14 protein-coding genes are annotated in these 18,701 nt (G+C 70.4%); 7 read left to right on the plus strand and 7 right to left on the minus strand.

What is annotated here, in order from left to right; all coding sequences use genetic code 11:
* The first annotated feature begins 239 nt into the window (after nt 1-239).
* A complete protein-coding gene (locus tag ACFYUS_RS18380) occupies nt 240-551 on the plus strand; it encodes a ferredoxin (RefSeq protein ID WP_388852502.1) in 312 nt (103 codons plus the stop codon).
* 4 nt (nt 552-555) lie between these two features.
* Here the strand turns inward: ACFYUS_RS18380 and ACFYUS_RS18385 are convergent, their stop codons facing one another.
* The 3 genes from ACFYUS_RS18385 to ACFYUS_RS18395 all read right to left on the minus strand — a co-directional run bounded on the left by ACFYUS_RS18385 (nt 556) and on the right by ACFYUS_RS18395 (nt 3,473).
* A complete protein-coding gene (locus ACFYUS_RS18385; protein ID WP_388852505.1) occupies nt 556-1,134 on the minus strand; it encodes a hypothetical protein in 579 nt (192 codons plus the stop codon).
* A gap of 167 nt (nt 1,135-1,301) precedes the next feature.
* Nucleotides 1,302-2,189 carry a tRNA (adenine-N1)-methyltransferase gene (locus ACFYUS_RS18390; RefSeq protein ID WP_015032448.1) on the minus strand — a complete coding sequence of 296 codons (888 nt, stop codon included), beginning with the start codon at nt 2,187-2,189 and terminating at the stop codon, nt 1,302-1,304.
* 150 nt (nt 2,190-2,339) lie between these two features.
* Nucleotides 2,340-3,473, minus strand: coding sequence for a site-2 protease family protein (locus ACFYUS_RS18395; RefSeq protein WP_388853013.1), 1,134 nt, complete (start codon nt 3,471-3,473; stop codon nt 2,340-2,342).
* A gap of 180 nt (nt 3,474-3,653) precedes the next feature.
* Here ACFYUS_RS18395 and ACFYUS_RS18400 point away from each other — a divergent pair, with 180 nt between their 5' ends.
* Both ACFYUS_RS18400 and ACFYUS_RS18405 read left to right on the plus strand, forming a co-directional pair.
* Nucleotides 3,654-4,556 carry a RecB family exonuclease gene (locus ACFYUS_RS18400; RefSeq protein ID WP_388852508.1) on the plus strand — a complete coding sequence of 301 codons (903 nt, stop codon included), beginning with the start codon at nt 3,654-3,656 and terminating at the stop codon, nt 4,554-4,556.
* A 42-nt stretch (nt 4,557-4,598) separates the two neighbouring features.
* Nucleotides 4,599-5,276: a response regulator gene (locus tag ACFYUS_RS18405; protein WP_388852511.1), complete on the plus strand. Its 678-nt coding sequence runs from the start codon at nt 4,599-4,601 to the stop codon at nt 5,274-5,276.
* A gap of 65 nt (nt 5,277-5,341) precedes the next feature.
* Here the strand turns inward: ACFYUS_RS18405 and ACFYUS_RS18410 are convergent, their stop codons facing one another.
* The 4 genes from ACFYUS_RS18410 to metH all read right to left on the minus strand — a co-directional run bounded on the left by ACFYUS_RS18410 (nt 5,342) and on the right by metH (nt 13,369).
* On the minus strand, nt 5,342-6,925 hold the full coding sequence (locus ACFYUS_RS18410; RefSeq protein ID WP_388852514.1) for an ABC transporter substrate-binding protein: 1,584 nt from the start codon (nt 6,923-6,925) through the stop codon (nt 5,342-5,344).
* A 67-nt stretch (nt 6,926-6,992) separates the two neighbouring features.
* Nucleotides 6,993-8,582, minus strand: a complete 1,590-nt coding sequence (locus tag ACFYUS_RS18415) for an ABC transporter substrate-binding protein (protein WP_388852517.1) — start codon at nt 8,580-8,582, stop codon at nt 6,993-6,995.
* 444 nt (nt 8,583-9,026) lie between these two features.
* A complete protein-coding gene (locus ACFYUS_RS18420; RefSeq protein ID WP_388852520.1) occupies nt 9,027-9,725 on the minus strand; it encodes an HAD family hydrolase in 699 nt (232 codons plus the stop codon).
* 128 nt (nt 9,726-9,853) lie between these two features.
* Entirely contained in the window at nt 9,854-13,369 is a 3,516-nt protein-coding gene (metH, locus tag ACFYUS_RS18425) for a methionine synthase (protein ID WP_388852523.1), read from the minus strand.
* A 244-nt stretch (nt 13,370-13,613) separates the two neighbouring features.
* Here metH and ACFYUS_RS18430 point away from each other — a divergent pair, with 244 nt between their 5' ends.
* The 4 genes from ACFYUS_RS18430 (at nt 13,614) to ACFYUS_RS18445 (ending at nt 18,611) form a co-directional block, all read left to right on the plus strand.
* Nucleotides 13,614-14,378, plus strand: a complete 765-nt coding sequence (locus ACFYUS_RS18430) for an IclR family transcriptional regulator (protein WP_388852526.1) — start codon at nt 13,614-13,616, stop codon at nt 14,376-14,378.
* 301 nt (nt 14,379-14,679) lie between these two features.
* Nucleotides 14,680-15,438: an MIP/aquaporin family protein gene (locus ACFYUS_RS18435; RefSeq protein WP_388852529.1), complete on the plus strand. Its 759-nt coding sequence runs from the start codon at nt 14,680-14,682 to the stop codon at nt 15,436-15,438.
* Nucleotides 15,439-15,473: 35 nt separating this feature from the next.
* Complete coding sequence (gene glpK / locus ACFYUS_RS18440) at nt 15,474-17,000, plus strand: glycerol kinase GlpK (protein WP_388852532.1); 1,527 nt, start codon at nt 15,474-15,476, stop codon at nt 16,998-17,000.
* A gap of 6 nt (nt 17,001-17,006) precedes the next feature.
* Nucleotides 17,007-18,611, plus strand: coding sequence for an FAD-dependent oxidoreductase (locus ACFYUS_RS18445; RefSeq protein ID WP_388852535.1), 1,605 nt, complete (start codon nt 17,007-17,009; stop codon nt 18,609-18,611).
* The last annotated feature ends 90 nt before the right edge of the window (nt 18,612-18,701 follow it).

The following is an 18,701-nucleotide window of genomic DNA, read 5'->3' on the forward strand; positions in this document are numbered from 1 at the left end:
GTCCTCACCTCCTCCAAGGGGAGCTGGACGCTTCCTGACCCTACCTGCGTGGGTGGTGATTGAAACCCCTAGATCAAAAAGACTCCGGGGTGTGTCCGATCTTCACCCTTGCGCTTCCCCTCTCGCCAGGGGAATACCCACCCTTCACCACTTGAAAGCGGGCGGTTGTATCGTCGTCTTCGGTCAACACCCGTCAGGGGTGGCCCGACTTATCACGCGAAGCAGAAACGGCAGGAGATATGACCGTGCAGCACGAGGCCCCGGGGACGGGCGCCGAGGAGGCGCTGGAGGTCTGGATCGACCAGGACCTGTGCACCGGGGACGGGATCTGCGCGCAGTACGCTCCCGAGGTCTTCGAGCTCGACATCGACGGGCTCGCTTATGTGAAGAGCGCCGACGACGAGCTCCTCCAGGAGGCGGGGGCCACCACGCCGGTGCCGCTGCCGCTGCTCCAGGACGTGGTGGACTCCGCGAAGGAGTGCCCGGGCGACTGCATCCATGTGCGCCGGGTCTCGGACCAGGTCGAGGTGTACGGCCCCGACGCCGACTGAGCCCTCAGGCGCCGCGCGCGTCGGCCGGGCCGCCGCGGACGAAGGCGCCGCTCCGCCAGTGCCAGCTGACCTGCTCCTTCTCGTCGGGGCAGCAGCTGGGCACCTCGGGGGACGAGTAGCCGAGCAGGGTGGCGCGCACGGCTCCGTCGCGTACGGCGAGCTCGGTGACGTTCCGGTGTTCCTCCGGTGTGACGAGGGTGGCGACCACGCGCGCGGGGGTGCCGTCCTCCTTGCCCCGGGTGAGGACGTAGACGCCGCTCGGCGGGGTTCCGGAGCCAGCTTCGCAGTGCACGACCGCAACGGTCTCGGGGTTCCCGTCACCGTCGATGTCCCCGGTGACCCGCTTCGCGACCGTACGGGGGCCTCCCCCGCATTCCAGGGGGTAGTCGGCTCCGGCGGCGTCGGGGGCGGGTGCCGGGTGCGGCTTGGCGGCCGGGGCGGCGGAGGCTCCGGCGGGGCCGGGCTGGAGCAGTCCGGCGAGGGCGACGACCGCGGCGGTCGCGGTGGCGGTGGCCAGCCAGTGGGCCGGCCGGGCGTGGGTGTGGGCGAGGTCCGCGAGGTCCGGGGCGGCGGAGTGCTGCACGCGAGACGTCTCCTGTGGGGTGGTGCGGCGGGGTTCCCGGCATCGTGCCACACGTCACAGGGGGACGGAACAGCTGGGGTGGACCTCGGCGAACATGAGGACGCCGCTGTCGAGTTCCCTCCCGTGGGCGGGGAACTCGACAGCGGCGCGCTGTGAATGTCGGAACGTCAGCCCTTGTTGGGGCCCTCGTAGTCCTCGCCGTAGGCGCCCTTGGCGGGGCGGCGGCGGCGCATCGGGGGCTCGACGCCGTCCGCGAGGCGGCGGGCGGTGACGAGGAAGCCGGTGTGGCCGATCATGCGGTGATCGGGGCGGACGGCGAGGCCCTCGACGTGCCAGTTGCGGATCATGGACTCCCAGGGCTGCGGCTCGGCGTAGCAGCCGAACTCGCGGATGGACTCCACGGTGCGGGCGAGCTGGGTGGTGGTCGCCACGTAGCAGCAGAGGATGCCGCCGGGGACGAGCGCCTTGGAGACGGCCTCCAGGCACTCCCAGGGGGCGAGCATGTCCAGGATGACGCGGTCGACGTCGGTGTCGGACAGGTTGTCCTGGAGGTCGCCGACGGTCAGCTGCCACGCGGGGTGGGGGCCGCCGAAGTAGCGCTCGACGTTGCCCTTCGCGATCTCGGCGAAGTCCTCGCGGCGCTCGTAGGAGTGCAGCATGCCGCTGTCTCCGATGGCGCGCAGGAGGAAGCTGCTCAGCGATCCCGAGCCCACCCCGGCTTCCACGACGCGGGCGCCGGGGAAGATGTCGGCGAAGGCCAGGATCTGCCCCGCGTCCTTGGGGTAGACCACGGCGGCGCCGCGGGGCATGGACAGGACGTAGTCGGGGAGCAGGGGGCGCAGCGCGAGGTAGGCGACGTTTCCGGTGGTACGGACAACGCTGCCCTCGGGGGCGCCGATCAGTTCGTCGTGCGGGAAAGAACCCTTGTGGGTGTGGAAGTTCTTTCCCTCTTCGAGCGTGAACGTGTAGTGACGGCCCTTGGGGTCGGTCAGCTGAACCTGGTCCCCGACCTTGAAGGGCCCGCGTCGGCGGGCGGCACCGGTCGGTTCGGACATGTGAGCACCTTATCAAGGGCTCCCTCGCCTCCGGCCCGCTCGCGGCGGCGCCGACGGCCGGCCGTGCCCGGCCGCTCCTCCCTCACGGCCTGTGCGCGCCTCCCTTTCGGCGCCGCCGCGGGCCTTCGGCCCGGAAGCCGTGCACCGGGGTCAGGAAGAGGGACGCGCCATGGCCCGGACGAAGGCGCGTTCGACGTCGGTGGTGGCGAGGACTCCGTAGATCTCGCCGCTCTCCTCGACGACGAGGTACTCGGTGGCGGGGCTGGCCCGGAGGTGGTCGAGGAGGGGTTGGCCGGTGAGCTCGGCGGGGACCCGCATGCCGTCGGTGAGGTCCTGGGCGAGGGTGCTGACGGCGACCCAGGGGCGGCGGTGCTGGGGTACGGCGGCGATGGCGGTCTCGCGGACGATGCCGGTGGGTTCTCCGGTGCCGTCGACGACGACGAGGGCGCGGGCGCCGGCCTCGTTGGCGCGGCGGAGGGCCTCGGAGAGGGGGGTGGCGGGCTCGACGGGGATGGCCCGGCGGGTGAGGGCGCGGGCGCGGAGTTCGGGGAGGTGCTCGCGGAGGCGGGCCATGCGGAGGCTGTTGCCGGCGCCGGTCCAGATGATCGCGGCGAGGATCGCGGCGAGGAGGGCGTCGGTGACGGTCTCGAAGCCGCTGATGTCGTCGGTGGAGTTGCCGAGGAGGCCGGTGCGGGTGAGCAGGGGCAGGCCGACGAGGACGAGGACGGCGAGGGCGCGGCCGACCCAGGCGGCGGCGACGGTGCCGCTCATGGGCTTGCCGGTGATCTTCCAGACGACGGCGCGGAGCATGCGGCCGCCGTCGAGGGGGAGGCCGGGGAGCAGGTTGAAGATCGCGACGATCAGGTTGGAGATCATCAGGCCGCCGAGGAGGACGGCGGGGACGGTGCCCGGTTCGACGGCGTACAGGGAGAGGTAGAACACGCCGGAGAGGACGAGGGAGAGCAGGGGGCCGACGAAGGCGAGGACGAACTCGCGGCCGGGGGTCTCGGTCTCCTTCTCGATCTCGGAGACGCCGCCGAAGAACTGGAGCTGGATGCGGCGCACCGGGAGTTTGAAGCGGAGCGCGGCGATCGTGTGGGCCAGTTCGTGGACGAGCACGGAGGCGTAGAAGGCGACGGCGAAGAAGAGGGAGACGAGGTAGCGGGCGGCCCCGAGTTCGGGCAGGACGCGTTCGATCTGGTCGCCGAAGACCCAGGTGATGAGGGCGGCGACGAGGAACCAGCTGGGGGCGACGTAGACGGGCACGCCGAAGGGCCGTCCCATGAGGATCCCGCCGCCGGGCTCCTCGGTCCGCTGCGGCTTGGGCTCGTCCTGGTTCACGGGTTCCTTTCGTCGCGTGGTGTGACCCGCGTCGGTGCGTCACGGTTCGATCATGCAGTGCGACGGGGTCCCAGGTCGATGGTATTCCGCTCGCTGTCGGTGGCGGGTCGTAGGGTCTTCCTCATGAGTACGAGCGAGCAGGTGCCGGCGGAGCCCCGGGCGCCCATGTCGTTGTCGCCCTCGCGGGCGAGCGATTTCATGCAGTGCCCGCTGCTGTACCGGTTCCGGGTGATCGACCGGCTGCCGGAGAAGCCGAGTGCGGCGGCGACGCGGGGCACGCTGGTGCACGCGGTCCTGGAGCGGCTCTTCGACGATCCGGCGGCGGAGCGGACGGCGCCGCGGGCGAAGGCGATGGTTCCGGGGCAGTGGGAGCGGCTCCTGGAGGCGAAGCCGGAGCTGGGCGAGCTGTTCGCGGAGGATCCGGACGGGGAGCGGCTCGCGGGCTGGCTGGCCGAGGCGGAGCAGCTGGTCGAGCGGTGGTTCACGCTGGAGGATCCGACGCGTCTGGAGCCGGCCGAGCGCGAGCTGTTCGTGGAGACGGAGCTGGATTCGGGGCTGCGGCTGCGCGGAGTGATCGACCGGGTCGACGTGGCGCCCTCGGGCGAGGTGCGGATCGTCGACTACAAGACGGGGAAGGCGCCGCGGCCGGAGTACCGGGACGGCGCGCTGTTCCAGATGACGTTCTACGCGCTGGTGGTGTGGCGGCTGAAGCGGGTGATCCCGCGGCGGCTCCAGCTGGTGTACCTGGGCAGCGGCGAGGTGCTGACGTACGACCCGGTGGAGGCGGATCTGCTGCGGGTGGAGCGGAAGCTGCTCGCGCTGTGGGACGCGATCCGGCTGGCGACGGAGACGGGTGACTGGCGGCCGCGGCCGACGAAGCTGTGCGGTTGGTGCGACCATCAGGCGGTCTGTCCGGAGTTCGGCGGGACTCCCCCGGTCTATCCGCTGAAGATCGCTTCCGTGCGCCCGCCGGAGTCGGGCGAATCCGGGCAGGGCAGAATGGACCCGGCCCAGCCGTCTTCCTGAGCACTGCCGTCTTTCCGCGCTCAGCCCCGTGAAGGAGCCCTTGTGACGATCCGCGTCCTGTTGGTCGACGATCAGCCGCTGCTGCGGACCGGCTTCCGGATGATTCTGGAGGCGGAGCAGGACATCGCGGTGGTGGGTGAGGCCGGGGACGGTCTGCAGGCGCAGGAGCAGGTGCGCGCGCTCCAGCCGGACGTGGTGCTGATGGACATCCGGATGCCGCGGATGGACGGGGTGGAGGCGACCCGGCAGATCACGGGTCCGGGCCGGGACGGTCCGGCGAAGGTGCTGGTCCTGACGACCTTCGATCTGGACGAGTACGTGGTGGAGGCGCTGCGGGCGGGGGCGAGCGGCTTCCTCCTGAAGGACGCTCCGGCGACGGAGCTGGTGCAGGCGATCCGGGTGGTGGCGGCGGGCGAGGCGATGCTGGCGCCGTCGATCACGCGCCGGCTGCTCGACAAGTACTCGGCGCATCTGCCGACGGGCGAGGAGCAGGTCCCGGACACGCTGAACACCTTGACCGACCGCGAGGTGGAGGTGCTGAAGCTGGTGGCGCGGGGCCTTTCGAACGCGGAGATCGCGGCGGACCTGTTCGTCAGCGAGACGACGGTGAAGACGCACGTGGGCCACGTGCTGACGAAGCTGGGGCTGCGGGACCGGGTGCAGGCCGCGGTGTACGCGTACGAGAGCGGTCTGGTGCGGCCGGGGGCCGCCGGCCAGTAGCCACGACGACGGACGGGGGCCCGGCGCGCGTGGTGCGTGCCGGGCCCCCGTGCGTGGAGCGGGTGTCAGCCCTTGCGGATCTCCCAGAAGCGGAAGACGGTCGAGGCGTCGAGGGTCCATTCGAGACCGGTGACGTCCTCGCGGGCGACGGCGTACTGCTTGCCCTGCCAGAGCGGCAGGATCGGGAGCTCCTCGGCGACGATGTCCTGGAGCCGGCCGTACTCGTCGGCGGTGCCGGCGCGGTCCGCGGCGGCGGCGGTCTTCGGCAGGAGGGTGCCGGTGATGGTGCTGTTCTCGTAGTGGTTGCCGAGGACGTTGCCCTCGCCGAAGAAGGGGCCGGTGAAGTTGTCGGCGTCGGGGTAGTCGGGGACCCAGCCCTTGACGTAGACGCCGTACTTGCCGGCGGCGATGTCCTTCTCGTACTGCTCGTAGGCGACGGACTTGACGTCGGCGTCGAAGAGGCCGCTCGCGTTGAGCTGCTCGGCGATGGCCTTGAGCTCCTGGTCGGTGGCCGGGCCGTAGCGGCTGGGCGTGGACCAGAGGGTGAGCTTCACCTTGCCGGTGATGCCGGCGGCGCGGAGGGCCTTCTTCGCCTTGGCCTTGTCGGGGGTGCCGTAGGCGTCGTAGAAGGCGGTGTTGTGTCCGGCGATGCCGGCCGGGACGATCGAGTAGAGCGGGGTGGCCGTCGACTTGTAGACGTTCTCGACGAGGGCCTCGCGGTCGACGAGGTGGGCGATGGCCTTGCGGACGCCGAGCTTGCCGACGACCGGGTCCTTCATGTTGAAGACGAGGTGCTGGACCTCGGCGCTGCTGCCCTGGATGACCTCGATGCCCTTGTCGGCCGTGGAGGTGGAGTTCTCGAGGGCGGCTATGTCGTCGGCGGAGAGGCCTCGGTAGGCGACGTCGATGTCGCCGTCGGTGAAGGCCTTGGAGAGGGCGGAGCGGTCGCCCTTGTAGAGCTTGAGGGTGACCGAGCCGTTCTTCAGCTTGGCGTTGCCCTTGTAGCCGCTGTTGGCCGAGAAGGTGGCCTCGCTGTCGCTGATGGAGTCCAGCTTGTACGGGCCGGAGCCGGTGGCCTTGCCGTCGGTGCGCAGCGCGTCCGCGGGGTATGCGCGGTGGTCGACGATGGAGCCCGCGCCGGAGGCGATCTTGCTGGGGAAGGAGGCGTCCGGGACCTTCAGGCGGAAGACGACGGTTCGCTCGTCCGGGGTCTCGATGGTGTCGATGGTGGAGAGCAGCGGCGCCGGGCCGGAGGGGTCGGCGATCTTCAGGGCGCGCTCGAAGGAGAACTTGACGTCCTCCGAGGTGAGCTTGTTGCCGTTGGAGAAGGTGAGGCCGTCGCGCAGGGTGCAGGTATAGACCTTGCTGCCCGCGGAGAAGGCGCACTCGTCGGCGGCCTCGGGCTCGGGTGCGGAGCCGCCCTTCGGGAAGGCGAGGAGGGACTGGAAGACGTTGTTGAACAGCAGCCAGGAGCCGGGGTCGTAGCCGGCCGCCGGGTCGGTGGCGAGGATCTCGTCGGACATGCCGACGCGGACCCCGCCCGCGGAGGCTCCGGAGCCGCTTCCCTGCTCGGTGCCGCAGCCGCTGAGGAGGGCGGCGGACAGGCCCGCGGCGAGGGGGGCCGTCAGCCACTTGTTGTGTGCCTTCACAGAACTTGCCTCTTGATCTCTTGTCAGGCCGGCCGCGCGTTGGTGCGCGGCCGGGACAACGAAGGGGTCAGGCGGTGCCGCGGCCCAGTTCCCACAGGAGCAGGTCGGAGGAGGTGTTGAGCGCGTACTCGACTCCGTTGAGGTCGCTGCGGGCGGCGACGTACTGCTTGCCCTGCCACAGGGGCAGGACGGGGACGTCCTCGGCGACGATCTTCTGGATCTGCGCGTAGACGGGGCTTGCGGCGTTGCGGTCGGCCTGGCGGCGCGAGCGCGGGATGAGCTTCTCGCGAACGGTCTTGTTCACGTAGGGGGTGTTGAGGAAGTTGTCGCTGTCGAGGAACGGCGCGATGTAGTTGTCGGGGTCCGGGTAGTCCGGGAACCAGCCGAGGCCGTAGACGGCGTAGTCGCCGCGCTTCTGCTCCGTGCGGAAGCGGGACCACTCGGCGCCCTTGACGGTGGCGTCGAAGAGCTCGCTGGCGACGAGCTGCTTCCGGAGGGCCTCGAACTCCTGGGCGGTCTCGGCGCCGTAGTGGTCGGTGGTGTAGTTCAGCGTCACCTTGACCGGGGTCTTGATGCCCGCGTCCTTGAGGATCTTGGCGGCGCGGGCGGTGTCGGGCTCGCCGTACTCGTCGTAGAACGGGGTGGCGTGGCCGGTGATGCTGGAGGGGATCAGCGAGTAGAGCGGCTCGGCGGTGGGGCCGTAGACGAGGTTGACGAGGGCGCCGCGGTCGACGACGGCGGCCATGGCCTGGCGGACGGCCTTCTCCTCGACGGACGGGGCCTTGGTGTTGAAGCCGAGGTAGCGGATCTCCAGGCCGGGGACCTCGGTGACGCGGATGTTGTCCTCGGGCGTCTCGGTGAGGTCCTTGATCTGCTTCTGCGACAGGGAGCGGGCCATCATGTCGATGTCGTCGCTCTCCAGGGCGGCGCCCATGGACTCGGCGTCGGCGAAGGGGCGCAGCTCGACCTTGTCGTTGCGCAGGGTGATGTCGCCCTTGTAGGACGGGTTCTTGGTGAAGACGAAGCGGGTGACCTTGTCGCCCTCGCGCTCGACCTTCATGGTGTACGGGCCCGAGCCGTCGACGTCGAAGCCGTCGCGGAGCTTGCCGGGGGCGTACTTGTCCTTGCTGAGGATGCCGGCGACGGGGGTGGAGAGCTTGTACGGGAAGGTGGCGTCGGGGGTCTTCAGGTGGAAGACGATGCCGTCGGTGCCCTGGGTCTCGACGGTGTCGATGTTCGAGAGGAGGGCGGCCGTGCCGTTGTCCGACTTGATCTTCAGGACGCGCTCGATGGAGTACTTGACGTCCTCGGCCGTGATGGGGGTGCCGTCGGCGAAGGTGAGGCCGGCGCGGAGCGTGCAGCGGTAGCTCTCGCTGGCCTTGTCGGTGAAGCCGCAGGTCTGGGCGGCCTCGGGGACGGGCTCGCCGCCGCCGCGGGGCGTGTGCAGCAGGGTCTGGACGGTCTGGCGCAGGATGTTCCAGGCGCCGGTGTCGTAGGCGAAGGCCGGGTCCAGCGGAGCGGGGGCGTCCTGGGTGGCGATGAACTGGTCCGTGGTGCCGACGACGATCGCTCTGCCCTCGTCCGCTCCGCCACAGGCGGCGAGCAGGGGGGCGAGCAGTCCGGCCACGGCCGGCAGCACCAGGGTCTTGCGGTTCATCAGGGACGATCTCCTCATCCGGCACTGGGGTACAGCGGTCAGTGGAACTCCGCCGCCTGCCGCCCGGTCAGGGCGTGAGCGATCGGGCCGGGTGTTGCGATCGGTCCTGTGTTCACGGCGACTTGGGTATGCGCCGGTGCACGCGGTTATGCGGCGAAGTACTCGCGAAAGATTAGTGGGCGGAGCCGGTATCCCTTGACCGGGACCGCACAGGGGCGTAATCGAAGAGTGATCATGAATACGCCGGATTCGATAACCATGCGCCGGACGTTGCGGACGACGGTCACCCAATCGGGACACAGGGGGCATCGAAACATCCCCTTTTGAGACAGGGAACGAGAACGGGCCACCCCCCGTCCGGCACTCTGGGTGACCAAGGTCACGTGGGTGCTTTTCGGTGAATGGCCCGCTCGCCCGAGGCGGATTGCTTTCCTCAGATAAAGCTCAAATTCCCGTGATCAAGGTTCGCAGGAACGGCACGTCGACCTCTTCGAGGGAGCGCACGACGACCCGGCCCGGGGAGGGCGCGATCGGTGCGACGGAGGGCACCGCGACGACCCGGCAGCCCGCCGCCTCGCCGGCCGCGACACCGGTCGCGGTGTCCTCGATGACGGCGCAGAGCGCGGGGTCGGCCCCGACGCCGTGGGCGGCCGTCAGATACGGCTCGGGGTGCGGCTTGGTGCGGCCGACCTCGTCGCCGGCGACGGTGAGGGTGAAGCGGTCGTGGCCGAGCGAGGCGAGGACCTTGTCGATGATCCGCCGGTGCGAGGCGGAGACCAGGGCGGTGGGGATGGAGTGCCGGGCCAGCTCGGCGAGCAGCCGCTCGGCGCCCGGCATGAGGGGGACGCCCCTCGAGATGCGCTGCTCGAACTTCTCGTTGAGCAGGACGGTCAGCTCTTCGAGGGTGATGTCTGCGCCGGTGGACTCGATGAGGTAGCCCGCGCTGCGGGTCATCGGGCCGCCGACGACGATGTCCCGCCAGGCCTCGTCGAGCCGGTGCCCGAGGTCGGCGAAGACCTCGACCTCGGCGTCCCACCAGAACCCCTCCGTGTCGACGAGGGTCCCGTCCATGTCGAGGAAGACCGCTTGCAGGGCGGAGCTGCCGTTCGTACGGAACAGGGACGCGGGGACCGTACTGGTCATCCGGCACACCTCCATGGAGGGACGAGAAGGCCGGCCCCCCTCCCCGGTACGGGGAGGAAGACCGGCCTGCACTGGACCGACAAGTGTACGTCGCGATCACCCGGAAAGCGCGGATTAACCGCGCCCGGTCACCGTGCGTTGAAGTACTTCGCCTCCGGGTGATGGATGACGATGGCGTCGGTGGACTGCTCGGGGTGGAGCTGGAACTCCTCGGAGAGGTGGACGCCGATCCGCTCCGGCCGGAGCAGGTCCGCGATCTTCGCGCGGTCCTCCAGGTCGGGGCAGGCGCCGTAGCCCAGCGAGAAGCGGGCGCCGCGGTACTTGAGCGCGAACATGTCCTCGACGTCCGCCGGGTCCTCCCCGGCGAAGCCGAGCTCGGCGCGGACGCGGGCGTGCCAGTACTCGGCGAGGGCCTCGGCGAGCTGGACGGAGAGGCCGTGCAGCTCCAGGTAGTCGCGGTAGGAGTCGGACTCGAAGAGCTTGGCCGTGGCCTCGCCGATCTTCGAGCCGACGGTGACGACCTGGAGGCCGACGACGTCGGTCTCGCCGGACTCCTCCGGGCGGAAGAAGTCCGCGAGGCAGAGGCGGCGGCCGCGGCGCTGGCGCGGGAAGGTGAACCGCGTCCGCTCGTTGCCCGCCTCGTCCAGGATGATCAGGTCGTCGCCCTTGGAGACGCAGGGGAAGTAGCCGTGGACGACGGCCGCCTCCAGGAGGTTCTCGGTGTGGAGGCGCTCCAGCCAGCCGCGCAGCCGGGGCCGGCCCTCGGTCTCGACGAGCTCCTCGTACGCCGGTCCGTCGCCGGCCCGGTTCTGCTTGAGGCCCCACTGGCCCTTGAAGAGGGCGCCCTCGTCGAGCCAGGACGCGTAGTCCTTCAGCGGGATGCCCTTGACGACGCGGGTGCCCCAGAAGGGCGGGGTCGGCACCGGGTTGTCGGTGGCCACGTCGGAGCGGCCGCCGGGCTCGGGCTCGTCGACCTGGAGGGCGGCGGTGGCGGCGGCCTTGGCGACCCGGCGCTGCTTGAGCTCGGGGAGCGCGGCTCCGGGGACGCCGCGCTTGACGCCGATGAGGGCGTCCATGAGGCGCAGGCCCTCGAAGGCGTCGCGGGCGTAGCGGACCTCGCCCTCGTAGATCTCGTGGAGGTCCTGTTCGACGTATGCCCTGGTCAGGGCGGCGCCGCCGAGGATCACGGGGTACTTGGCGGCCAGTCCGCGGCCGTTCAGCTCCTCCAGGTTCTCCTTCATGATCACGGTGGACTTCACGAGCAGGCCCGACATGCCGATGACGTCGGCCGCGTGCTCCTCGGCGGCCTCCAGGATCGCGGAGACCGGCTGCTTGATGCCGATGTTGACGACGTTGTAGCCGTTGTTGGAGAGGATGATGTCGACGAGGTTCTTGCCGATGTCGTGGACGTCGCCGCGGACGGTGGCGAGGACGATCGTGCCCTTGCCCTCGGCGTCGGACTTCTCCATGTGCGGTTCGAGGTGGGCGACGGCCGTCTTCATGACCTCGGCGGACTGGAGCACGAACGGCAGCTGCATCTGACCGGAGCCGAACAGCTCGCCGACCGTCTTCATGCCGTCGAGGAGGGTCTCGTTGACGATGTCGAGGGCCGGGCGGGTCTCCAGGGCCTCGTCGAGGTCGGCCTCCAGGCCGTTCTTCTCGCCGTCGACGATCCGGCGCTTGAGGCGCTCCTCCAGCGGCAGGGCGAGGAGCTCCTCCGCCTTCCCCGCCTTCAGGGACTTCGTGGTGGCGCCCTCGAAGAGGGCCATCAGCTTCTGCAGCGGGTCGTAGCCCTCGGCGCGCCGGTCGTAGATCAGGTCGAGGGCGGTGGTGACCTGCTCCTCGTCGAAGCGGGCGATGGGCAGGATCTTCGAGGCGTGGACGATCGCCGAGTCCAGGCCCGCCTTGACGCACTCGTCGAGGAAGACCGAGTTGAGGAGGATGCGGGCGGCCGGGTTGAGGCCGAAGGAGATGTTGGACAGGCCCAGCGTCGTCTGGACGTCCGGGTGGCGGCGCTTCAGCTCGCGGATCGCCTCGATCGTGGCGATGCCGTCCTTCCGCGACTCCTCCTGGCCCGTGCAGATCGTGAAGGTCAGGGTGTCGATGAGGATGTCCGACTCGTGGATGCCCCAGTTGCCGGTGAGGTCCTCGATGAGGCGCTCGGCGACGGCGACCTTGTGCTCGGCCGTCCGGGCCTGGCCCTCCTCGTCGATGGTCAGGGCGATGAGGGCGGCGCCGTGCTCCTGGGCCAGTCGGGTGACCTTGGCGAAGCGGGACTCCGGTCCGTCGCCGTCCTCGTAGTTGACCGAGTTGATGACGGCCCGGCCGCCGAGCTTCTCCAGGCCGGCCCGCAGGACGTCCACCTCGGTGGAGTCGAGGACGATCGGCAGGGTGGAGGCGGTCGCGAAACGGCCGGCGAGCTCCTCCATGTCGGCGACGCCGTCGCGGCCCACGTAGTCCACGCACAGGTCGAGCATGTGCGCGCCCTCGCGGATCTGGTCGCGGGCCATCTCCACGCAGTCGTCCCAGCGGCCTTCGAGCATGGCCTCGCGGAACTTCTTCGAGCCGTTGGCGTTGGTCCGCTCGCCGATCGCCAGGTACGAGGTGTCCTGCCGGAAGGGCACGGTCTGGTAGAGGGAGGCGGCGCCCGGCTCGGGGCGCGGGGAGCGCTCGGGCGGGGTGAGGCCCCGGACCCGCTCGACGACCTGGCGCAGGTGCTCGGGCGTGGAGCCGCAGCAGCCGCCGACGAGGGACAGGCCGTAGTCGCGGACGAAGTTCTCCTGCGCGTCGGCCATCTCGGGGGCCGTGAGCGGGAAGTACGCGCCGTCCTTGGTGAGCACGGGCAGGCCGGCGTTCGGCATGCACATGAGGGGCGTACGGGAGTGGCGGGCGAGGTAGCGCAGGTGCTCGCTCATCTCGGCCGGGCCGGTCGAGCAGTTCAGGCCGATCAGGTCGATGCCGAGGGGCTCCAGGGCGGTGAGCGCCGCGCCGATCTCGGAGCCGAGCAGCATGACGCCGGTGGTCTCGAAGGCGAGCGAGCAGATCAGGGGGACGTCCACGCCCAGGGCGTCCATCGCGCGGCGCGCGCCGATGAGGCTGGACTTGGTCTGCAGCAGGTCCTGGGTCGTCTCCACGATCAGGGCGTCGGCGCCGCCGGCGAGGAGGCCCTCGGCGTTCTGCTGGTAGCCGTCGCGCAGCACGTCGTACGCGATGTGGCCGAGCGAGGGCAGCTTGGTGCCGGGGCCGATCGAGCCGAGCACCCAGCGCTGGCGGCCGTCCTTGGCGCCGAACTCGTCGGCGACCTCGCGGGCGATCCGGGCGCCGGCCTCGGAGAGCTCGAAGATCCGGTCGGCGATCTCGTACTCGCCCGCGGCGGAGTGGTTGGAGCCGAACGTGTTGGTCTCGACGCAGTCGACGCCGACCTCGAAGTACGCCTCGTGCACCGAGCGGACGATGTCGGGCCGGGTGACGTTCAGGATCTCGTTACATCCTTCGAGGTTCTGGAAGTCCTCGAGGGTGGGGTCCTGGGCCTGGAGCATGGTGCCCATCGCTCCGTCGGCGACGACGACTCGGCTGGCGAGTGCCTCGCGGAGGCTGGCGGCGCGGTTCCGGCTGTCGGCGGACGGGGTCGGCAACGAGGCCATGGATGAGCTCCCTGGGATGCGACGGCTGTCGGCTTTGCACTCTCGGAGGAGGGTGCACGGGCCCAGCGTAACCGCGCTTGAGCCGGGGTGGACCCGGCGTCCCACGGGCCGGACGGCATCCTGTGTGCGGGGACTCCCGGTCCTGCCCCTCCTTGGCCGACACTGTGTGGTGTGACGCAAGGTCGGCATCGACCGATAGTGTTCAGCATTGTCGAACAGTGTGAGAAGGGTGAGGGGCCGGGCGATGGCGAAGAACATCCAGTCGCTTGAAAGGGCGGCGGCCATGCTGCGACTGCTCGCGGGCGGCGAGCGCCGGCTCGGCCTGTCCGACATCGCGTCCTCGCTCGGACTCGCCAAGGGAACGGCCCACGGCATCCTGCGCACCCTCCAGGCGGAGGGCTTCGTGGAGCAGGACGCGGCCTCGGGCCGCTACCAGCTGGGCGCGGAGCTGCTGCGCCTGGGCAACAGCTATCTGGACGTGCACGAGCTGCGGGCGCGCGCCCTGGTCTGGACGGACGACCTGGCGCGGTCCAGCGGCGAGAGCGTGCACCTGGGGGTGCTGCACCAGCGGGGCGTGCTGATCGTGCACCACGTCTTCCGGCCGGACGACAGCCGCCAGGTCCTGGAGGTGGGGGCCATGCAGCCGCTGCACTCCACGGCGCTCGGCAAGGTCCTCTCGGCGTACGACCCGGTGGCGCACAGCGAGGCGGTGGAGGTCGAGCGGGAGGCGTTCACGCCCCGGACGACCACGACGCTCGGCGACTTCGAGGCGCTGCTCGACATGACGCGGGCCCGGGGCTGGGCGGCGGACGTGGAGGAGACCTGGGAGGGCGTGGCCTCGGTGGCGGCGCCGATCCACGACCGGCGGCGGATGCCGGTGGGCGCGGTGGCGGTCACGGGCGCCGTGGAGCGGGTCTGTCCGGGCGGGGAGCTGCGCCCGGAGCTGGTGGCCGCGGTGCGGGACTGCGCCCGCGCGGTCTCCCGGGACCTGGGGGCCGGCCGCTTCTGACCGTCCACGGGCCGCGCCCGACCACCCTCCGTACGACCGTGTGCGGCAGCCCGTACAACTGAACCGAACCCGCCGGTAACGATCGCGTTATCGGCGGGTTTTTCACTTCCCAGACCCTTGACGCGCTGTTAACCCGGGGGCAAAACTTCCGTTCATCGGTCGGCATTGTCGAACACCTACCGGCAATACGCGTTAAGGTGTGGCAGTGCCAAGGGCCGGCAACGCCCTCAACACGAGGGCGCGGACCACCGGAGGGACCCGGGGTTCGCCTTCCCCTGGACGAAGGACAAAGGAGTCGCGGGTGTCCAGCTCCGACATCTTCCTCGGCGAGACCATCGGTACCGCCGTTCTCATCTTGCTCGGCGGCGGCGTGTGCGCCGCCGTCACGCTCAAGGGCTCCAAGGCCCGCAACGCGGGCTGGCTCGCGATCACCTTCGGGTGGGGCTTCGCCGTCATGACGGCCGTCTACATGACCGCTTCCCTCTCGGGAGCCCATCTGAACCCCGCCGTCACGGTCGGAATCGCGATCAAGGACGGGGACTGGAGCAACGTCCCCGTCTACATCGCCGGCCAGCTGCTCGGCGCGATGATCGGCGCGGCGCTGGTCTGGGTGGCCTACTACGGCCAGTTCCAGGCCCACCTCACGGACCCGGAGACCGTCGGCGAGAAGCCGATCGAGGGCCCCGGCCCGGTGCTCGGCGTCTTCTCCACGGGCCCCGAGATCCGCAACACCTGGCAGAACCTGGCCACCGAGATCATCGGCACCGTCGTGCTCGTCCTGGCCGTGCTCACCCAGGGCCTCAACGACAGCGGCAAGGGCCTCGGCGTCCTCGGCGCCCTGATCACCGCGTTCGTCGTGGTCTCCATCGGCCTCTCGCTCGGCGGCCCGACCGGTTACGCCATCAACCCGGCCCGTGACCTCGGTCCGCGCATCGTGCACGCCCTGCTCCCGCTGCCGAACAAGGGCGGCTCCGACTGGAGCTACGCCTGGATCCCGGTCGCCGGTCCGCTGATCGGTGGCGCCATCGCCGCGGGTATCTACAACATCGCGTTCGCCTGAGCCGTCCTTCTTCCAGACTTTTCCAGGAGCACACCGTGACCGACGCACACACCTCCGGCCCGTTCATCGCGGCCATCGACCAGGGCACCACCTCCTCCCGCTGCATCGTCTTCGACAAGGACGGCCGGATCGTCTCGGTCGACCAGAAGGAGCACGAGCAGATCTTCCCGAAGCCGGGCTGGGTCGAGCACGACGCCACCGAGATCTGGGCCAACGTCCAGGAGGTCGTCGCCGGCGCCCTCGACAAGGCCGGCATCACCGCCGCCGACGTCAAGGCCATCGGCATCACCAACCAGCGCGAGACCACGCTGCTCTGGGACAAGAACACCGGTGAGCCCGTCCACAACGCCCTCGTCTGGCAGGACACCCGCACCGACGCCCTCTGCAAGGAGCTCGGCCGCAACGTCGGCCAGGACCGCTTCCGCCGCGAGACCGGCCTCCCGCTCGCGAGCTACTTCTCCGGCCCGAAGGTCCGCTGGCTGCTCGACAACGTCGAGGGCCTGCGCGAGCGCGCCGAGCGCGGCGACATCCTCTTCGGCACCATGGACTCCTGGGTCATCTGGAACCTCACGGGCGGCGTCGACGGCGGCCACCACGTCACCGACGTCACCAACGCCTCCCGCACCATGCTGATGAACCTCCACACCATGGCCTGGGACGAGAAGATCCTCCAGTCCATGGAGATCCCGGCCGCCGTGCTGCCGGAGATCCGCTCCTCCGCCGAGGTGTACGGCGCGGTCAAGGGCGGCATCCTCGACGGCGTCCCGGTCGCCTCCGCGCTCGGCGACCAGCAGGCCGCCCTGTTCGGCCAGACGTGTTTCGCCGAGGGCGAGGCCAAGTCCACGTACGGCACCGGCACCTTCATGCTGATGAACACCGGCGACAAGGTCATCAACTCCTACAGCGGCCTGCTGACCACGGTCGGCTACCAGATCGGCGACGCCAAGCCGGTCTACGCCCTGGAGGGCTCGATCGCCGTCACCGGTTCGCTGGTGCAGTGGATGCGCGACCAGATGGGCCTGATCAAGTCCGCCGCCGAGATCGAGACCCTCGCGTCCTCGGTCGAGGACAACGGCGGCGCCTACTTCGTGCCGGCCTTCTCCGGCCTGTTCGCCCCGTACTGGCGCTCCGACGCGCGCGGTGTCATCGCCGGCCTCACCCGGTACGTCACCAAGGCGCACATCGCCCGCGCCGTCCTGGAGGCCACCGCCTGGCAGACCCGCGAGATCACCGACGCCATGACGAAGGACTCCGGCGTCGAGCTGACCGCGCTCAAGGTCGACGGCGGCATGACCTCCAACAACCTGCTGATGCAGACCCTCTCGGACTTCCTGGACGCGCCCGTCGTGCGTCCGATGGTCGCCGAGACCACCTGCCTCGGCGCCGCCTACGCCGCCGGTCTGGCCGTCGGCTTCTGGCCGGACACCGACGCGCTGCGCGCCAACTGGCGCCGGGCGGCGGAATGGACCCCTCGCATGGACGCCGACAAGCGTGACCGCGAGTACAAGAGCTGGCTCAAGGCCGTCGAGCGGACCATGGGCTGGATCGAGGACGAGGAGTAATACGAGATGACCACCCTGCAGAGCGTCCCTGCCCTCGGGACGCACCCGGCTGCCGGTTCCCTGCCGAGCCGCGCCGAGACCCGGGAACAGCTTTCCAAGGCGACGTACGACCTCCTGGTGATCGGCGGCGGCATCCTGGGCATCTCCACCGCCTGGCACGCCGCGCAGTCGGGCCTGCGGGTGGCCCTGGTGGACGCCGGCGACTTCGCCGGCGCCACCTCCTCCGCCTCCTCCAAGCTCCTCCACGGCGGCCTGCGCTACCTGCAGACCGGCGCGGTGAAGCTGGTCGCGGAGAACCACTTCGAGCGGCGTGCGGTCTCCCGCCAGGTGGCACCGCACCTCGCCAACCCGCTCACCTTCTACCTGCCCGTCTACAAGGGCGGCCCGCACGGCGCCGCCAAGCTGGGCGCCGGAGTCTTCGCGTACTCCGCCCTCTCGGCCTTCGGCGACGGCGTCGGGCACCTGCTCTCCCCCGCCAAGGCCGCGCAGGACGTGCCGGAGCTGCGCACCGACAACCTCAAGGCCGTCGCCGTCTACGGCGACGACCAGATGAACGACGCCCGCATGGCGCTGATGACGGTCCGCGCCGCCGTCGACGCCGGCGCCACCGTCCTCAACCACGCCGAGGTCACCGGCCTGCGCTTCACCCGCGGCCGGGTCACCGGCGCGGAGCTGAAGGACCGCACCACCGGCGACGAGTTCGGTGTGGACGCCCGCCTCGTGCTCAACGCGACCGGCCCCTGGGTCGACCACCTGCGCAAGATGGAGGACCCCAACGCGGCCCCCTCCATCCGCCTCTCCAAGGGCGCGCACCTGGTCCTCAAGCGGACCTCGCCGTGGAAGGCCGCGCTGGCCACCCCGATCGACAAGTACCGCATCACCTTCGCCCTCCCCTGGGAGGACATGCTGCTCCTCGGCACCACCGACGAGGAGTACGAGGGCGACCCCGGCCAGGTCGAGGTCACCGAGAAGGACACCGCCCAGATCCTGGACGAGGCCGCCTTCTCCATCCGCGACCAGCAGCTCTCGCGCGATCTGATCACCTACTCCTTCGCCGGCCTGCGGGTGCTCCCGGGCGGTCCCGGCGACACCTCCAAGGCCAAGCGCGAGACGGTCGTCACCGAGGGCCGCGGCGGCATGCTGTCGGTGGCCGGCGGCAAGTGGACCACCTTCCGCCACATCGGCCGCACGGTGATGAAGAAGCTGGAGCAGCTCCCGGGCCACCCGCTCGGCGAGGACTACGAGCCGGTGTCCGCGCTGCCGAAGCGGCTGCCGCTGCCCGGCATCGCCAACCCGAACGCGGTCGCCCACCGGCTGCTCGTCGACGGCCCGGCCCCCGGCCCCCGGATGGCCGCCGACACCGCCAAGCACCTGGCCACGCACTACGGCTCGCTCTCCTTCGACATCGCCCGGATGGCGAACGAGAACCCGGAGCTCGCCCGCCGGATACACCCGGACGCCCCGGAGATCTGGGCGCAGGTCGCCTACGCCCGCGACCACGAGTGGGCCGAGACGGCGGACGACGTGCTGCGCCGCCGGACGACGCTGACCATCCGCGGCCTCGCGACGGACGAGGTCCGCGCCGGGGTCGAGGCGATGCTGCGGAAGTAACTCCCTCATGCCCAGGGGCGGTTCCTCTTCGAGGGGCCGCCCCTGAGGCGTGCCATGCGCCGTCCACACGCCCGCAACACTCGGCGCGCA

This window comes from Streptomyces sp. NPDC004284 (assembly GCF_042874035.1).
GTDB lineage: Bacteria > Actinomycetota > Actinomycetes > Streptomycetales > Streptomycetaceae > Streptomyces.